Here is a 14,699-nt window from a genome sequence, read left to right as displayed (position 1 = left end):
AACTAGCTTCACCGTATGTGATCCACAGTGATGGAGGGCACCCCGTGCACGCACCCGCCTCGCGCGCGCAGGACATCGCAGCACGCCTCACCGCCTGGGGATTCGCACCTCGCATAACCCGCCACCAGACCCACATCCGGATCGAGACGGACGTACCGGAGTCGGTCGTGCCGGAGCGCTGGCGCGCACTTTTAGTCGCGCTCGAACGGGGCGACCGGTTCGGTCTGGACGGCGTCGACGGCCGCCGCATCGCGTGGGCCGCCGTCAACGAAAGCCCCCGCAACGGCGCCCTACGCCGCGCGGGGGCATCGCCACCAGCATCAGGGAGCCAATGACAGTGATCGAGCCTATCGAGCGTGCCGCCTCCTGGGCAGTGCGCATCCTGCTGCCGCGATCGGGTGGCCGCTACGGCCACGTGTTCCACCTGTGCGGCCACTGCCTGAGCAACACGGAAGAGCCGAGGGTCGTTCGCATCTCGGCGAGCGGCTGCAAGCCCAAGCGGTCCATCGTCGTCTGCCCGCCGTGTGCCTCGCGTCTGAGCGGAGGCCGCGCATGAACTATCGAGTCGTCGTTTCGGTGGACGTCGACGCCGACACCGTCATGGTCGCCGACGTCGTCACCATCGGCGGCCGCGAACTCCGGGTGTGCGACATGATCGCGCTTCCCGGCAGGGCCAAACGGCTGGTGTTCGAATCCGGCGAGACGTTCACCATGCTCCCGTCGACCTACCTATCCGTCGAACGCCTCCAGCCGAACACGGCCCTGAGGCGGCCGTACCGCCAGCCGAAGGGACGGTGAGCGGGTCGATGTCCCGTTACCAGAAGATCGCCAACCACCTCCGTCTTCAGATCCAGAGCGGCAAGTACGGCGCGGGCGACCGCCTGCCGACCGAGACGGCGCTCAGCCAGCGCTACGAGGTCGGACTCCCCACGATTCGCCAAGCCATCGGCGTCCTCCAGGCCGAGGGCCTTGTTGACCGGCAGCACGGACGCGGCACGTTCGTTCGTGCTCCTCAGCCCCGGGTCACGTACTCCAGCGCGGATCTCTCCCCGGATCGATGGGCCGTAGGCAGCATCGAGACGAGTGTTGCCACGTACGAGACGGATGCCCGGGGCGACGTCGCACAGCTCATGGCGGTGCCGGAGGGAACCCCCGTCACCGAAAGCGTCTACGTCATTCAGCAACGTGGCAGCACGCCGCACAGCATCGTGCACGGGTACGTGCCTCGGGACCTGGCCACCGCGGATTCACCGGTCACGGCCTCGGGCGCCTGGCCCTGGTCCTACGATCTCCGCGCACGGCTCGCCAAGGCTGGTGTCCAACTCGACCGAACCGTGGAGCGCATCACCGCCCGCCCACCTACAGCAGACGAAGCGGAGACGCTGGGAATCTCCATCGGCGTGTCCGTACTCGTCATCGAACGGACGTCGACGGACGCGACCGGCCGAGTGGTGGAAGTGGCCTTCATGACCCTGTCTGGGGACCGGACCGAAGCGGTCTACACGATGGACCAGACGGTCTCGGCGCACTGACGCAAGCCATTCACCGCTGCCAACGCGTTGGTGCGTAGGGTAACCTTGGTACAAAGCTTTATAGCCCCACGCTGAGTGCTTGCGGAAGAGGCAGGGTCTCGGCTCCGGAGCCGCCCGAAGCCGAGACCCAGACCCGCAAGGTAATGAGCGGGCCCGGTCGGGCAGAGATCGGCCGGGCCCGTTCAACAAGCCTCGGCCTTGCCGACCAGACGCAGCTCAGCGCATCAGAGCGTCAAACCACCTTGCGATGGCACCAACTACCGAACTGGCAGCCACCACAACATCAGCCCATAAGGACCGCTCGCTGTTGTGGCGCTGTCGGCGCTTCCTCCGTGCCATCACCGCACCTCCCTTCCCCATTCGTCCCGCCACGAAGACGGGGCGATTCCCCACCACCTGGCGGGGCCCGGCCAGTGAGACCGGGAGCTGAGTGGGGAGGGTGGTGCAGCAATGTCAGTTTACGGGCCCGCGCCCGGGCCCCGTAGGCCCTTGAGGTTTGTCTGAGCGTTCAGGCCGGACCTGCAACGAACTTCTCGGCTGTTCGTTGAGCACCCAGCCTCAGTCTTCGCGAGGGAACCCGGTCTGACCTGCGCATCAGCCTGTTCTCGGTTGGGTGGTGCAGATGGCGCAGCTGTCCGAGCCGACCGGCGGCCGGATCCGGGTCGTGGAATCGCGGTACCGCCGACTTCCGGCGGATCATTCCGAGCTTCACCAGGGCGGTCTATTGCGGCGCTGACCAGTTCGGCCTTCGGCGACTGACATCGGTGAGCAAGGAGGCTGCAACACTCGCGCTGTCCCACCTGTCCGGTCGTCCGGTGCCGGATGGGGTGGGGCACCTTCTGACGTGCGCGTCCACCCCCCGGGGGTGTTCCAGCCAAACGGCCTCGGCCGTCCACCGTCCGTCTCAGTTTCCGTCTCATTCACCCGCGTCCGGCGCCGTTCGGTGGCGGCCAGCCGCAGCGCGGATCGCCAGGTCCGAACGGTCCTGAACGGTCGCGGACCGACCACGGAGAGGTGGGAGCAGACCTCGAAAGCGAGTGTGGGGGCAACTCCACCGAGGGTTCAAATCCCTCCGCTACCGCTCTGATTCACCACCCTGAGGGGCGGGCCCACCGGGCCCGCCCCTCAGGCGTTCTCGCGGCCGGGCCCCGGCCCGGTGCCGGTGTCCGGGCGTCGGCCGCCGGCATCGGATATGTTCCGTCTCGGACGTCGCCACCCGAGGACGTCGCCACCGGAGGCGGGAGGCCGATCATGAGCATGGCGCAGGCACGCAGGGGTGCGCTGTTCCTGCTGAGCGTGCTGGTGTTCTACGCCGTCGTCAGCTACCCGAGCAGGTCGGCCGACTTCGCCGAGCTGGCGTTCACCGCGGTCGCGGAGGCGGCGGAGGGGGTCGGCGATCTGGTCACCGGCTCGCTCCCCTAGGACGGGCCCTAACACGGTGCTCCCCGGTGCTTGCACACAGTGGACATGTCTTGTGATGCTATGACCGCCCTTGTACCAATTGTGGCGAGCGCGGCTAGTGCACCGTAAGGGGTGGTCGGCAGGTGGCGGCGACGGGGACCCGGGGCGCGAAGGCGCGTGCGTTGACGCAGGCGCTCTTCGAGCGGCTCACGGCCCTGGAGCCAGGGACCGCCGAGCACGCCAGGGTCAGGGGGGCGCTGATCGAGGCCAACCTGCCGCTGGTCCGCTTCGTGGCGGTGCGCTTCCGTAGCCGCAACGAGCCGATGGAGGACATCGTCCAGGTCGGCACCATCGGCCTGATCCACGCCATCGACCGCTTCGACCTGGAGCGCGGCGTGCAGTTCGCCACCTTCGCCATGCCCACGATCATCGGCGAGATCCGGCGGTACTTCCGGGACAGCGTGCGGACGGTCCACGTGCCGCGGCGGCTGCACGAACTGTGGGCGCAGGTGCGGACGGCGGCCGAGGACCTGACGGTGGCGCTGGAGCGGCATCCGACGCCGGCCGAGATCGCCGAGCGGCTGCGGATCCCGGAGGAGGACGTGCTCGCCAGCATGGACGCGGGCCGCGCCTACCGGGTGTCGTCGCTGGAGGCGGCCAAGGAGCGGGAGGACGGCGGGCAGGGCCCGATCGACCGGCTCGGCTACGAGGATCCGGGGCTCGCGGACGTCGAGCACCGGGCGCTGGTGCGGCACCTCCTGGTCCAACTCCCCGAGCGGGAGCAGCGGATCCTGCTGATGCGCTATTACCGGAACCTGACGCAGTCGCAGATCAGCGCGGAGTTGGGGATGTCGCAGATGCACGTCTCCCGGTTGCTGTCGCGCAGCTTCACCCGGCTCCGCTCCGCAAATCCGATCGAGAGCTAAGTCGCACGGAGGACCCAACTCGGACCCAACTCCGGGAACTCCCACATCAGCTGTGCCGTTTTATCGACATGAAGCTACGTCGCGTTGACGACCTGTGACATTCTGTGGAAACCGCGTTTGCCGCGGCTGCGGAACCGGTATCCACACGAGGGCGCGTTTCTCTCGTCGGAGTGTCACCGTCAGCGCGCCGCCGCGACCCGTCCACGACCTAAGGGGGTGGCATGTCCGTAGAACTGGGCAGCTCCAAGGTGCTGACCACGACCGGCACGCCGCATGTTCCCGCGCCGCACGTACCCTCGGTGCCGCACGATGCTCCCGCGGAGACCGACAACCTCGATACCCGCACCCTCTCCCGCTCCCTCTTCCAGCGGCTCGCCACGCTCGAGGCCGACAGCCCGGAGCGCGTCTACGTCCGCGACACCCTGATCGAGCTCAACCTGCCGCTGGTGCGGTACGCGGCGGCGCGGTTCCGCAGCAGGAACGAGCCGATGGAGGACATCGTCCAGGTCGGCACCATCGGCCTGATCAAGGCGATCGACCGGTTCGACTGCGAACGCGGCGTCGAGTTCCCGACGTTCGCGATGCCCACCGTGGTCGGGGAGATCAAACGGTTCTTCCGTGACACGTCGTGGTCGGTGCGGGTGCCGCGCCGGCTCCAGGAGCTGCGGCTCGCCCTCACCAAGGCGAGCGACGAGCTGTCCCAGCGTCTCGACAGGTCGCCGACCGTTCCCGAGTTGGCGGTCTGCCTCGGCGTCTCCGAGGAGGAGGTCGTCGACGGGCTCGCCGTGGGCAACGCCTACACGGCCAGTTCGCTCGACTCCCCCTCGCCCGAGGAGGACGGTGGCGAGGGTTCGCTCGCCGACCGTCTCGGCTACGAGGACACCGCGCTGGAGGGCGTGGAGTACCGCGAGTCCCTCAAGCCGCTGCTGGCCAGGCTGCCGGCCAGGGAGCGGCGCATCATCATGCTGCGTTTCTTCGGGAACATGACGCAGTCCCAGATCGGCGAGGAGGTCGGCATCTCGCAGATGCACGTCTCCCGGCTGCTGACCCGCACCCTGGCGCAGCTGCGCGAGGGCCTGACGGCTGAGGAGTGAGGAGGCCCGGACCGGCGGTCGGCCGCCGGTCCGGGAGTCGGCGCGAGGCGAGGGCCCCGCGCCGAGGTTCTCGGTCGGGCGTCAGCCGAGCGCCAGCCAGGCCACCACGGCGAGCACGGTGATCGCCACCGCCACGCCCAGGATGACGCCGATTCTCGGCCCGGAGGACTGCGGCGCCGCGGGCGTCGACTGCTGCCGTGCCGGCCCGCCGTCGTTGACGAACGCCTGGAACATCTGGGTGCTGCCGGCCGGGTCCGGTTGGTTGGGGCCCTGCGGCGCTTGGGGGTTGTGAGCCATGTCTGCCGACCCTAGCGAACTCGTCGCGGAGCGGAACAGCCCGGTCCGCTCAGCCCGGGGGAGCCGGGCCGGAGTCCGGCCGGAGCCCGGTTCGTACCGAGACCTTGAATTGGTCTACGCCAAGCGCTAAATGTCATGCACATGAGTCGTTTCTCACCCCCACACCTCAGGCGTCTGCTCACCGGCGCCGTCTTACTCGCCCTGGCCGGCACCCTGCTCCAGGCCCCCACCGGTGCCGCCACCGTCGCCGCCGACGACGCGCCGCGCGCCACCGCGGCGCCGGCCCCGCTGGCCGTGGTCTTCGAGGACACCTTCGACGGGCCGGCCGGATCGGCCGTCAACGGCGCCCGCTGGCAGTTGGAGACCGGCGACAACGTCAACAACCACGAGCGGCAGTACTACACGCCGGGCAACGCCAACGCCGCGCTGGACGGCCAGGGCAACCTGGTGATCACCGCCCGCCGCGAGAACCCCAACAACTACAACTGCTGGTACGGCCGTTGCGAGTACACCTCGGCCCGCCTCAACACCGCGGGGCGGTTCACCACCCAGTACGGCCGCGTCGAGGCCAGGCTCCGGGTGCCGCGCGGGCAGGGCATGTGGCCCGCGTTCTGGATGCTGGGCAACGACATCGGCCAGATCGGCTGGCCGGCCAGCGGCGAGATCGACGTGATGGAGAACGTCGGCTTCGAGCCGGGCACCGTGCACGGCACGCTGCACGGCCCCGGCTACTCGGGGAGCGAGGGCATCGGCGCCGCCTACAGCCTGCCAGGCGGCCAGGCCTTCGCCGACGGCTTCCACACCTTCGCGGTCGACTGGGCGCCGGGCCGGATCAGTTGGTCGGTCGACGGGCAGGTGTACCAGACCCGCACCCCGGCCGACCTCGGCGGCGACCCCTGGGTCTTCGACAAGCCGTTCTTCCTGATCCTCAACCTGGCGGTCGGCGGCTACTGGCCGGGCGACCCGGACGGCAGCACCGTCTTCCCGCAGCAGCTGGTCGTCGACTACGTCCGGGTCAGCACGGCCGACTCAGGGGCCAGAACCGGCCAGATCTCCGGCCTGGCCGGCAAGTGCCTTGACGTCGCGGAAGCCAACAGCGCGAACGGCACCCCGATCCAGCTGTACGACTGCAACGGCACGGCGGCGCAGTCCTGGACGGTGGCCGGCGACGGCACGCTGCGCGCCCTCGGCAAGTGCCTCGACGTGGCCGAGAACGCCACCGGGGACGGCGCCAGACTCCAACTCTGGGACTGCCACGGCGGCCCCAACCAGCAGTGGGTGGTCACGGCCGCCCGTGACATCGTCAACCCACGGGCCGACAAGTGCCTCGACGTGACGGACAACAACGCGGCCAACGGCACCCGGCTCCAGCTGTGGACCTGCGCCGGCACGGCCAACCAGAAGTGGTCGGCGCCGTGATGTCGTGACGCCGTGCCGCTCCGCTGGGAGTCACGGCGACGGGTCGGCGAGGCGGACGTCCGCGTCGCCGACCCGTCGCCGGAGCTCGGGCCCGCTAGGGCCCGACGGCGAGTCGCAGCACCGGCACGCCGGAGGGTGCCCGCACCTCCAGCCACTCGATGTCGGCGCGCGCCATCGCGGTGCCGACCGTCATCGTGGCGGTGTTCTCCGGCAGCGCCACCCAGCTGGCCAGCTCGGCCGCCTCGCCGTCCCGGCCGACCGCGACCAGCGTGTACTCGCCGCCCTCGCCGCTGCCGTACTGGCACTCCATCTCCACCCGGGTGCCCCAGTCGGCCTCCGAGAGCGAGACGTCGGCCCGCACCGGCCAGTCGCCCATCGGCGTCATCCGGGCGCCGGCCACCACCGGCGGGCCGCCGTCCTGGCCGCCCTCGCCGTCCGTGCCGTCGCCGCCGCCCGCGAACACCGCGGAGAACAGCAGCGCCAGGCAGGCCGCCAGGGCGAGCACGGCCGTGGCGATCGTGGTCGCGAACCGCCGGCGGCGCTCCCGCGCCACCCGGGACAGCAGCCCAGGCAGCAGGTCGGGCGCGGCCGGCTCGACGCCGGCGGCCGCCAGGCCGTCCGGGTCGGCCTGGCTCAACAGACCAGGCATGCCGGCGAGTTGGCTCACCGACTGGGCGCACGCGTCGCAACCGCGCAGATGCGCCTCGAAGTCCGCACGGTCCTGTGGGGAGAGCGCGCCCAACACGTACGCGCCGTCCCAGGTCTCGAAGGGGTCGACCCCCGCTGCCCCCACCCCGTTCATCGGGTCACGCCCTTCTCCTCAAGCACCAGGCGCAGCGCACGAAGGGCGTAGTGCGTCCGGGATTTGATCGTTCCCTCCGCGACCCCGAGGCGGGCGGCGGCCTCGGCCACCGAGTATCCCTGGAAGTAGCAGAGAGTCAGCACCTCGCGGTGACGCTCGGAGAGCTCCGCGAGCGCGTCGGCCACCAGCCAGCCCTGCACCGCGCGCTCCGTGTCGTCCGGCACGGCCAGCTCGGGGGGCTCGTCGGTGGTGATCTCGGCGCGCGCCGCCGCCGAGCGCCACCCGTCGATGACGATGCGCCGGGCGACGGTGAACAGCCAGGCGCGCGCCGAGCGCGCGGTCTGGTCGAGCACGCCGGGGTGGCGCCACGCGCGTAACAGCGTCTCCTGGGTGACGTCCTCGGCCCTGGCCCGGTCGCCGCCGGTGAGGTGGAGGGCGAAGGACCAGAGGGCGGCGGCGTGTTGCTCGTGCAGCGCGCGCATCAACTCGTCCTCGGCCGCGTCGCTCACGGCTGCCCGCCCTGGCCCTGCAACTGGCCGCGGTGCCGGCCGCGGTGGCCGCCCGACGACCGACCACCCGACGGCCGTCCGCCACCGGCCCGGCGGCCGGTGAACCGGCGCGCGAGCAGCAGGCCCCCGAAGACCACGCAGGCGGCCTCGGTGATCACGCCCCACAGCTCCTCGTCGGTCCTGAACTGCTCCTGCACGTCGAAGAAGCCGACCGTCAGGGACATCACGTAGGCGCCGAGCGTGGCCAGCCCGAAGCCGACCGCGGCCAGCTCGGGCAGCCAGTGCCCGCGCCAGAGCAGCACGGCGAGCGCGATCACCGGTCCCGCGATCACGTTGACCATGAACAGCGGCCCGACGACGTCCATGAAGCGGGCCCAGTCGTCCCAGACCACCCAGTGCACCCACGCCGAACCGATCAGACCCGCCGCGACCAGCAGTCGCGACAGCCAGTCGATGACCATCCCTCGCCACCTTCCCCGCCGCGCTCCCACGACGCCTCGCCCACGCTCTCGTCCGCGCTTACCTTCGCGCATCCGTTCGCCCCTGACACGAAACGCGCGCCCCCCGGGTTCAATCCGTGCGCCGGCTTTTCGCCCCGACTTCTCCGCCTCCCGACGGGCCCCTTCCCGCCGCGCGAACGGCTACCCGTCAACTCGGCCCGCTCCTCTCGGGTAATTCACCGCGGCTCCGTTGAACCGAACCGGGGGCGGTCTCGTTTGCTGGGGTATGAAAGCGACCTCACACAGCCGCCGTACCGTGCTCGCCGCGTCCGCCGCCTCGGCCGGGGCGCTGGCGCTGGCCGCGTGCGGCAGCGACGACGACAGCTCGTCGGCCGACTCCTCCCCCAGCCAGTCGGCCGACGGCGGCGCCGGCTCGGACACCGGGGGCGGGGAGGCGGGCGACGACGCCTCGGCCGGCTCGGGCGCCGGCGGCGGCACCCCGATCGCCGCCGTCGCCGACGTGCCGGTGGGCGAGGCCATTCCCACCACCACCCCCGACGGCCAGGAGGCCATGCTCTTCCGCGCCGACGAGACCACCGTGGCCTGTTTCAGCGCGATCTGCACCCACGCCGGCTGCAGCGTGCAGTCCGAGGGCGCGGAACTGCGCTGCCCCTGCCACCAGTCCGTGTTCGACGCCGCCACCGGCGAGGTGCTCGGCGGCCCGGCCCCCGACCCGCTGCCGGCCATCGGGGTGAGGATCGACGGCGACCAGATCGTCGCGGAATAGCCCGCGCGACCGACCGGGTTGCCCCAGCATGAACGCTGACATCCCCAGTCTCAAGACCGCTCTCGGCCCCTTCGGCGTGTGGAGCGGCGCGCTCAAGTCCGACGAGCCTGGCCGCCGCGCGGAGATCGCCGACGCGGCGGCCGAACTCGACGAACTCGGCTACGGCGCCGTCTGGCTCGGCGGCAGCCCGGGCGTCGAGCAGGCCGTGCCGCTGCTCGCCGCCACCCGCCGGATCACCGTGGCCACCGGCATCCTCAGCATCTGGCTGCACTCGGCGGAGGACGTCGCGGCCCGCTTCGCGGACGCCGAGGACGCCCACGGCGGCCGCTTCCTGCTCGGACTCGGCGTCAGCCACGGCGCGCTGACCGACCAGTACCGCAAGCCGTACTCGGCGATGCGGGCGTACCTCGACGCGCTGGACGCCGCGCCCCGCCCCGTCCCCGCGGAGCGGCGGGTGCTGGCGGCGCTCGGGCCGAAGATGCTCGAACTCTCCCGCGACCGCTCGGCCGGCGCCCACCCCTATCTGGTCACCGCCGAGCACACCGCCCAGGCCCGCGCCACGCTCGGCGAGTCGGCGCTGCTGGCCCCCGAGCTCAAGGCCGTCCTCGACCCCGACCCGGCACGGGCGCGCGCCACGGCCCGCGCCTACCTCTCGCGCTACCTGGCGCTCCCCAACTACACCAACAACCTGCTGCGGCTCGGCTTCGCGGCGGAGGACTTCACCGAAGGCGGCAGCGACCGGCTGCTGAACGCGGTCTTCGCCCTCGGCGACCCGGCGGCGGTGCGGGCCAGGGCGGAGGAGTTCCTGGCCGCGGGCGCCGACCACGTGGCCCTCCAGGTGGTGCCGGCCGAGGGATACGACGTCTTCCCGCTGGCCGCCTACCGGACGCTGGCCGAGGCGCTACCGCTCCAGCCGTCCCGCTGAGCGGATCATGACCCCATGACCCACCCCCACACCCTCCGCCTCGCCCAGCGCCCCGAGGCCGACGAGCTCCTCGGCCGCAGCCCGCTGGCCCGGCTCGTCGGCATGCTGCTCGACCAGCAGGTGCCCATGGAGTGGGCCTTCACCGGCCCCTACACCATCGCCCAACGGCTGGGCGGCGACGACCTGGACGCCCGGGAGATCGCCGCCCGCGACCCCGAGGAGTTCGCCGAGCTGCTGGCCAGGAAGCCCGCCGTGCACCGCTACCCGGGCTCGATGTCCCGGCGGGTGCAGCAGCTGTGCCAGTACCTCGTCGAGGAGTACGACGGCGACGCCGGCGCCCTGTGGCGGGACGTCGACGACGGCCGGGAGCTGCTGCGCCGGCTCAACGCCCTGCCCGGCTTCGGGAAGCAGAAGGCGCAGATCTTCCTGGCCCTGCTCGGCAAGCAGCTCGGGGTGACCCCGGCCGGCTGGCGCGAGGCGGCCGGCGCCTACGGCGAGGAGGGCGCGTTCCGGTCGGTGGCCGACATCACCGGGCCCGACTCGCTGACCAGGGTCCGCGAGACGAAGCAGGCGGCCAAGCAGGCGGCCAAGGGCGCCGCGGAGGGAGGGGCGTAGGCTTCGGCGCCATGACGCGGGGGGAGCTGCTCGGTTCCGGACGCACGGCCGACGTGTTCGTCCTCGACGAGCGCCGCGTGCTGCGGCGCTACCGCGACGGTCGGGACACGGCGGGCGAGGCGGCCGTCATGGCCCACCTCGCCGCGCTCGGCTACCCGGTCCCCGCCCTGCACCCCGGCGCCCCGACCCCCGCCGACCTGATCCTGGACAGGCTCGCCGGACCGACCCTCTTCGACTCGCTGCTCGCCGGCGACACCCCGGTGGCCGCCGGCGCGCGCGTCCTCACCGACCTGCTGCGCCGGCTGCACGCCCTGCCGCCCCGGCTGGCCGCCCACCCCGACGACCGGATCCTCCACCTCGACCTGCACCCGGAGAACGTGCTGCTCACCCCGGAGGGTCCGGTGGTGATCGACTGGAACGACTCCGCCGAGGGCCCGCCGGGCTACGACCTGGCGGTCTCGGCGATGATCCTGGCCGAGGTCACCGTCGGCGACAGCCAGATCTCCGGCCCGGCCGGCGCCCTGCTCACCGCGCTGCTCGACGTGCTCGGCCCCGACGCCGCCACCATCGTCGACCACCTGCCTCGGGCCCACGCCCGCCGCGCCACCACCCCCACGCTCCGCCCCGGCGAGCGGGCGGTGGTGGACGAGGCGGCGTCCCTGCTCCATCGGCAACCTCAAATTTCGCTCTGAGACTAAGAGGCCCACACTTCGACCCCGCGCGGCTCGGGCATGGTGGTGGTGTGAAGACGACCCTGCGGAACCGGACCTGCGTTCGGAGTGTGGTCATGACAGGTATTTCGTCCCCCTCGTCGGCGCGCTCGTCGGCCTCGTCGCCGTCCCCCGCGACGCCGCCCTCCGCGCCGGAGATCGGCACGATGGCCCGCGACACCTCACGCGACCGGGTCGGCCGGGTCATGGCACACCTCTACGGCACGGTCTGGCTCCGCCCACCCGGCGGCGGCCAGGAGTGGACGGCCCGCCCCGAGGACGTCCACCCGATCTCGGCCAGCGAATCCCTCAGCCAGCGCGTAGCCGAGGCCAACCAACGGGCACGCAACGCGCGTTGACCCCCGCGCCGGGCCCCGGGCGACGACGGTCCCGAGGCGTTCACCCGGCTGCCCGGCCCTGGGCGCCCCAGGAGTACCCCGGACACGAAAAAGCCCCCGCCGGGTGATTGGCGGGGGCTTCGCTGCTGTGCGCTCGGCAGGATTCGAACCTGCAACCTTCTGATCCGTAGTCAGATGCTCTATCCGTTAAGCTACGAGCGCCTGGCCCCTGGGGGCCGGTGCGGAGACAACATTACAGCACTGGGGGCCAGGGGTGAAATCAGTTCCCCCGAGGCCGCCCGACAGCCTCTGACCTGCGGAAACGCGGCACCAGCACAGAAACAGCCAAGCCCCGGCCGGACGGCCGGGGCTTGGTTGATGACTGCGGAGGCTCCGGGATTTGAACCCGGGATGGGGGGTCACCCCAAACCGCATTAGCAGTGCGGCGCCATAGACCAGACTAGGCGAAGCCTCCTCGCACAGCAGCGCGATCGCTACGTGCTCGCAAATGATGCCACAGCCCGAACAGCCGCAGCCAATCGGATTCCACCCTACGGGTGTGTCGTCGCCGCGTCGAGTTGCGCAACGGTCCGGGGTCGGCAGCGTTAGCAGTGGGATCGAACCCCGACCACACCTCCCGCACCTCGCACCGCCTCACACCTCCTGGAGCACAGCCATGCCGCACACGCAGTCCCCTTCGTCCCTCTCGTCCCTCTCGCCCCGGTCCGCCACGGCGTCCACGCCGTCCACGCCCCGCCGGGTCCTCGTCGTCGCGCTCGCGCTGCTCGCCTCCGCCGTCGCGCCGGTCGGCGCCGTCGCCGCGCCCGTCGGTCCCGCCGTGGCGCGGGCCGAGGTGCCGTCGCACGAGTTGGTGATCACCATCGAGGACGCCGGGACGGCGGACGGCAGCCGCACCCTCGAGTGCGCCCCCGCCGGCGGCGACCACCCGGAGGCGGACGCGGCCTGCGAGACGCTGCTCGACGTCGAGCAGCCGTTCGACGGGGTGGACGAGGGAACCATGTGCACCTACATGTACGGCGGTCCGGCGCACGCCACCGTCGAGGGGGTCTGGGAGGGCGAGCCGGTGTCGGCGGAGTTCACCAGGTCCAACGGGTGCGAGATCGCGCGCTGGGACGCGCTGGTCCCGGCGCTCCCCGAGGTCGCCGGCTGAACAGCCTGCCGGGGCAGGCGCCTGAGCAGCATCTTTGTAACGCCTCGACGCGCCTGTCGCGGCGGGCCGTAGACTCCCCTAAGGACACGCACGGGACGTGCATGACAGACACGTGGGTAGAGGGAGGAACCGACGTCGTGAGCAGCAGGCCAGCGAGAGGCGCTGCTCGCCTCGCCGCGATACTCGACGCGCTGCCCGACGCGCTGTTGCTCGTCAACGGTAACGGCACCGTCGTCAACGCCAACGCCATCGCGATGGAGACACTGGGCGCCCCCGGCACCCCGCTCGTCGGGCGCGGACTCCTCGACATCGTCCCGGAGTTCGACCCGCGCCGGATCCCCGGCTCGATGCGGCGCCCCGAGGACGATCCGACGGCCAGGACGAAGCCCACCCGCATGGTGGCGCGGCGCACGGACGGCGTGGAGCTCCAGGTCGAGGTGACCAGCGCGGGGCTCAACGCCGCGCACTCGCCGTACGCTTCGGCGATAGAGGCGGCGTTCGCGGACGACTACTCGGGCGAGGAGCTGTTGGTCCTCATCATCCGCGACCTCTCGGGGACGTTGGACACCGAGGCCGAACTGGTGCGTCAGCAGCGGCAGACGGAGATGATCCTGCGCGCCGCGTCCGAGGGCGTGATCGGGGTCGACACGTCGGGCCGGATCGTGCTGGTCAACCCGTCGGCCGCGCAGATCCTGGGCCATCGGGCCAGTCAGCTCGGCGGGCAGGAGCTGCATCCGCTGGCGCAGCACTCGCGGGCGGACGGCACCCCGCTGGCGTTCGAGGAGACGCCGCTGCACGACACCCTGACCTCGGGCCGCAAGCACCGGGTCCGCGGCCAGGTGTTGTGGACCAAGGACGGCCGCGCGGTGCCGGTGGACCTGACCACCGCGCCCGTCCGGGACGGCGACCAACTGGTGGGCGCCGTGCTGGCGTTCACCGACCGGCGGGCCCTGGACGCGCTGGCGGCGCGCCACAACCAGCTGGTGTCCGTGCTGGGCGACAGCCTGCGCGGCCCGCTCGACCAACTGCGCGGCCAGCTCGGCTCGCTGGCCTCCGACTCGGCCGGGCAGCTGTGGCCGGAGGCCAACCAGGTGCTGCACCATCTGGCCGCCGGCTACACGCGGATGACGACGCTGCTCGACAACGTGTTGAGCTACCAGCGGCTCGACGAGGGCCGGGAGAAGCTGTCGATCGAGCGGGTCTCGCTCGACGAGGTGGTGTCGGCGGGCGTCGAGGGCGCGACCGAGCTGATCGGCCCGGGGCGCGCGCAGTTCGCGGTGCACGCCCCGCCGATCGAGGCGGAGGTCGACCCGGAGCGGATGGCGCAGGCGCTGGCGCACCTGGTGGCGGACGTGGCCGGCGTCGACGCGACCGGGCAGACGGCGGCCGGCTCCGCGCCGGCCGGCGACTCGACGATCGTGGTGGCGGCGGCGCAGCGCGGTGACGTGGTGCGGATCGAGGTGCGCGGCCCGTACGGCGGCGGCAGCCCGGTGCACGAGCCGATCGTGCGGGGCATCGTCCGAATGCACGGCGGGGTGTTGCAGACCCACGAGGTGGGCGGCGCGGCCGCCTACGTGCTCGAGGTCCCGGTGGCGGCCGGCGGCGGCACGCTCGCGCCCGGCACGGGTGCCGGCGCGGTGCGGGACGGCAGCGGTGACACGACGGTGATGCCGGTGCCGGCGCAGCCGGCGCGCGGCACGGGCGGTCCGGTCAGGCGGCCGGCGGCGGCGAGC

At 71.9% G+C, this 14,699-nt stretch carries 18 protein-coding genes and 2 tRNA genes; 14 read left to right on the top strand and 6 right to left on the bottom strand.

The features are described from left to right. The first annotated feature begins 44 nt into the window (after nt 1-44). From ACYVPE_RS28755 to ACYVPE_RS28730, 6 genes are all read left to right on the top strand, one after another. Complete coding sequence (locus tag ACYVPE_RS28755) at nt 45-335, top strand: hypothetical protein (RefSeq protein ID WP_461036652.1); 291 nt, start codon at nt 45-47, stop codon at nt 333-335. 217 nt (nt 336-552) lie between these two features. After that, nucleotides 553-798, top strand: a complete 246-nt coding sequence (locus ACYVPE_RS28750; RefSeq protein ID WP_461036651.1) for a hypothetical protein — start codon at nt 553-555, stop codon at nt 796-798. Between the two features lie 8 nt (nt 799-806). After that, nucleotides 807-1,532 (top strand): GntR family transcriptional regulator, encoded by a 726-nt coding sequence (locus ACYVPE_RS28745; protein WP_461036650.1) that lies wholly within the window; start codon nt 807-809, stop codon nt 1,530-1,532. A 1,251-nt stretch (nt 1,533-2,783) separates the two neighbouring features. Continuing rightward, on the top strand, nt 2,784-2,954 hold the full coding sequence (locus tag ACYVPE_RS28740) for a hypothetical protein (protein ID WP_461036649.1): 171 nt from the start codon (nt 2,784-2,786) through the stop codon (nt 2,952-2,954). Nucleotides 2,955-3,076: 122 nt separating this feature from the next. Then, nucleotides 3,077-3,859 carry a SigB/SigF/SigG family RNA polymerase sigma factor gene (locus ACYVPE_RS28735; protein ID WP_461036648.1) on the top strand — a complete coding sequence of 261 codons (783 nt, stop codon included), beginning with the start codon at nt 3,077-3,079 and terminating at the stop codon, nt 3,857-3,859. A 221-nt stretch (nt 3,860-4,080) separates the two neighbouring features. Then, nucleotides 4,081-4,953 carry an RNA polymerase sigma factor SigF gene (locus ACYVPE_RS28730; RefSeq protein WP_461036647.1) on the top strand — a complete coding sequence of 291 codons (873 nt, stop codon included), beginning with the start codon at nt 4,081-4,083 and terminating at the stop codon, nt 4,951-4,953. Between the two features lie 81 nt (nt 4,954-5,034). Here ACYVPE_RS28730 and ACYVPE_RS28725 read toward each other — a convergent pair whose 3' ends face one another. Further along, a complete protein-coding gene (locus ACYVPE_RS28725) occupies nt 5,035-5,250 on the bottom strand; it encodes a hypothetical protein (RefSeq protein ID WP_461036646.1) in 216 nt (71 codons plus the stop codon). Nucleotides 5,251-5,385: 135 nt separating this feature from the next. Between ACYVPE_RS28725 and ACYVPE_RS28720 the strand changes: the two genes are divergently transcribed. Then, nucleotides 5,386-6,669 (top strand): lectin, encoded by a 1,284-nt coding sequence (locus tag ACYVPE_RS28720; protein ID WP_461036645.1) that lies wholly within the window; start codon nt 5,386-5,388, stop codon nt 6,667-6,669. Between the two features lie 94 nt (nt 6,670-6,763). Here ACYVPE_RS28720 and ACYVPE_RS28715 read toward each other — a convergent pair whose 3' ends face one another. Genes ACYVPE_RS28715 through ACYVPE_RS28705 form a run of 3 tightly spaced genes read right to left on the bottom strand, consistent with a single transcriptional unit; the run spans nt 6,764 to nt 8,441 of the window. Next, nucleotides 6,764-7,471 carry an anti-sigma factor family protein gene (locus ACYVPE_RS28715; protein WP_461036644.1) on the bottom strand — a complete coding sequence of 236 codons (708 nt, stop codon included), beginning with the start codon at nt 7,469-7,471 and terminating at the stop codon, nt 6,764-6,766. After that, nucleotides 7,468-7,980: a sigma-70 family RNA polymerase sigma factor gene (locus ACYVPE_RS28710; RefSeq protein WP_461036643.1), complete on the bottom strand. Its 513-nt coding sequence runs from the start codon at nt 7,978-7,980 to the stop codon at nt 7,468-7,470. Before ACYVPE_RS28710 ends, ACYVPE_RS28715 begins: the two co-directional genes overlap by 4 nt. Further along, on the bottom strand, nt 7,977-8,441 hold the full coding sequence (locus ACYVPE_RS28705) for a hypothetical protein (RefSeq protein WP_461036642.1): 465 nt from the start codon (nt 8,439-8,441) through the stop codon (nt 7,977-7,979). Before ACYVPE_RS28705 ends, ACYVPE_RS28710 begins: the two co-directional genes overlap by 4 nt. A 265-nt stretch (nt 8,442-8,706) precedes the next feature. Here ACYVPE_RS28705 and ACYVPE_RS28700 point away from each other — a divergent pair, with 265 nt between their 5' ends. The 5 genes from ACYVPE_RS28700 (at nt 8,707) to ACYVPE_RS28680 (ending at nt 11,816) form a co-directional block, all read left to right on the top strand. Then, nucleotides 8,707-9,207 carry a QcrA and Rieske domain-containing protein gene (locus ACYVPE_RS28700; protein ID WP_461036641.1) on the top strand — a complete coding sequence of 167 codons (501 nt, stop codon included), beginning with the start codon at nt 8,707-8,709 and terminating at the stop codon, nt 9,205-9,207. A gap of 28 nt (nt 9,208-9,235) precedes the next feature. Next, nucleotides 9,236-10,132 carry an LLM class F420-dependent oxidoreductase gene (locus ACYVPE_RS28695; RefSeq protein ID WP_461036640.1) on the top strand — a complete coding sequence of 299 codons (897 nt, stop codon included), beginning with the start codon at nt 9,236-9,238 and terminating at the stop codon, nt 10,130-10,132. Between the two features lie 15 nt (nt 10,133-10,147). Next, nucleotides 10,148-10,747: an HhH-GPD-type base excision DNA repair protein gene (locus ACYVPE_RS28690; RefSeq protein ID WP_461036639.1), complete on the top strand. Its 600-nt coding sequence runs from the start codon at nt 10,148-10,150 to the stop codon at nt 10,745-10,747. A gap of 11 nt (nt 10,748-10,758) precedes the next feature. After that, a complete protein-coding gene (locus ACYVPE_RS28685) occupies nt 10,759-11,439 on the top strand; it encodes a phosphotransferase (RefSeq protein WP_461036638.1) in 681 nt (226 codons plus the stop codon). Nucleotides 11,440-11,534: 95 nt separating this feature from the next. Beyond that, entirely contained in the window at nt 11,535-11,816 is a 282-nt protein-coding gene (locus ACYVPE_RS28680; RefSeq protein WP_461036637.1) for a hypothetical protein, read from the top strand. Between the two features lie 128 nt (nt 11,817-11,944). Here ACYVPE_RS28680 and ACYVPE_RS28675 read toward each other — a convergent pair. Then, a tRNA-Arg gene (locus tag ACYVPE_RS28675) sits at nt 11,945-12,017 on the bottom strand. A 163-nt stretch (nt 12,018-12,180) separates the two neighbouring features. Further along, nucleotides 12,181-12,270, bottom strand: a tRNA-Ser gene (locus tag ACYVPE_RS28670). 201 nt (nt 12,271-12,471) lie between these two features. On the opposite strand from ACYVPE_RS28670, the gene ACYVPE_RS28665 reads away from it, so the two are divergent. Together ACYVPE_RS28665 and ACYVPE_RS28660 are read left to right on the top strand one after the other, a co-directional pair. Beyond that, nucleotides 12,472-12,966, top strand: coding sequence for an SSI family serine proteinase inhibitor (locus ACYVPE_RS28665; RefSeq protein WP_461036636.1), 495 nt, complete (start codon nt 12,472-12,474; stop codon nt 12,964-12,966). 137 nt (nt 12,967-13,103) lie between these two features. Next, nucleotides 13,104-14,699: PAS domain-containing protein (locus ACYVPE_RS28660; protein WP_461036635.1), on the top strand; the 1,596-nt coding region annotated here is incomplete at its 3' end.

This window comes from Streptomyces mayteni (genome assembly GCF_054783955.1).
This window is presented reverse-complemented; position numbering and strand designations above follow the sequence as displayed.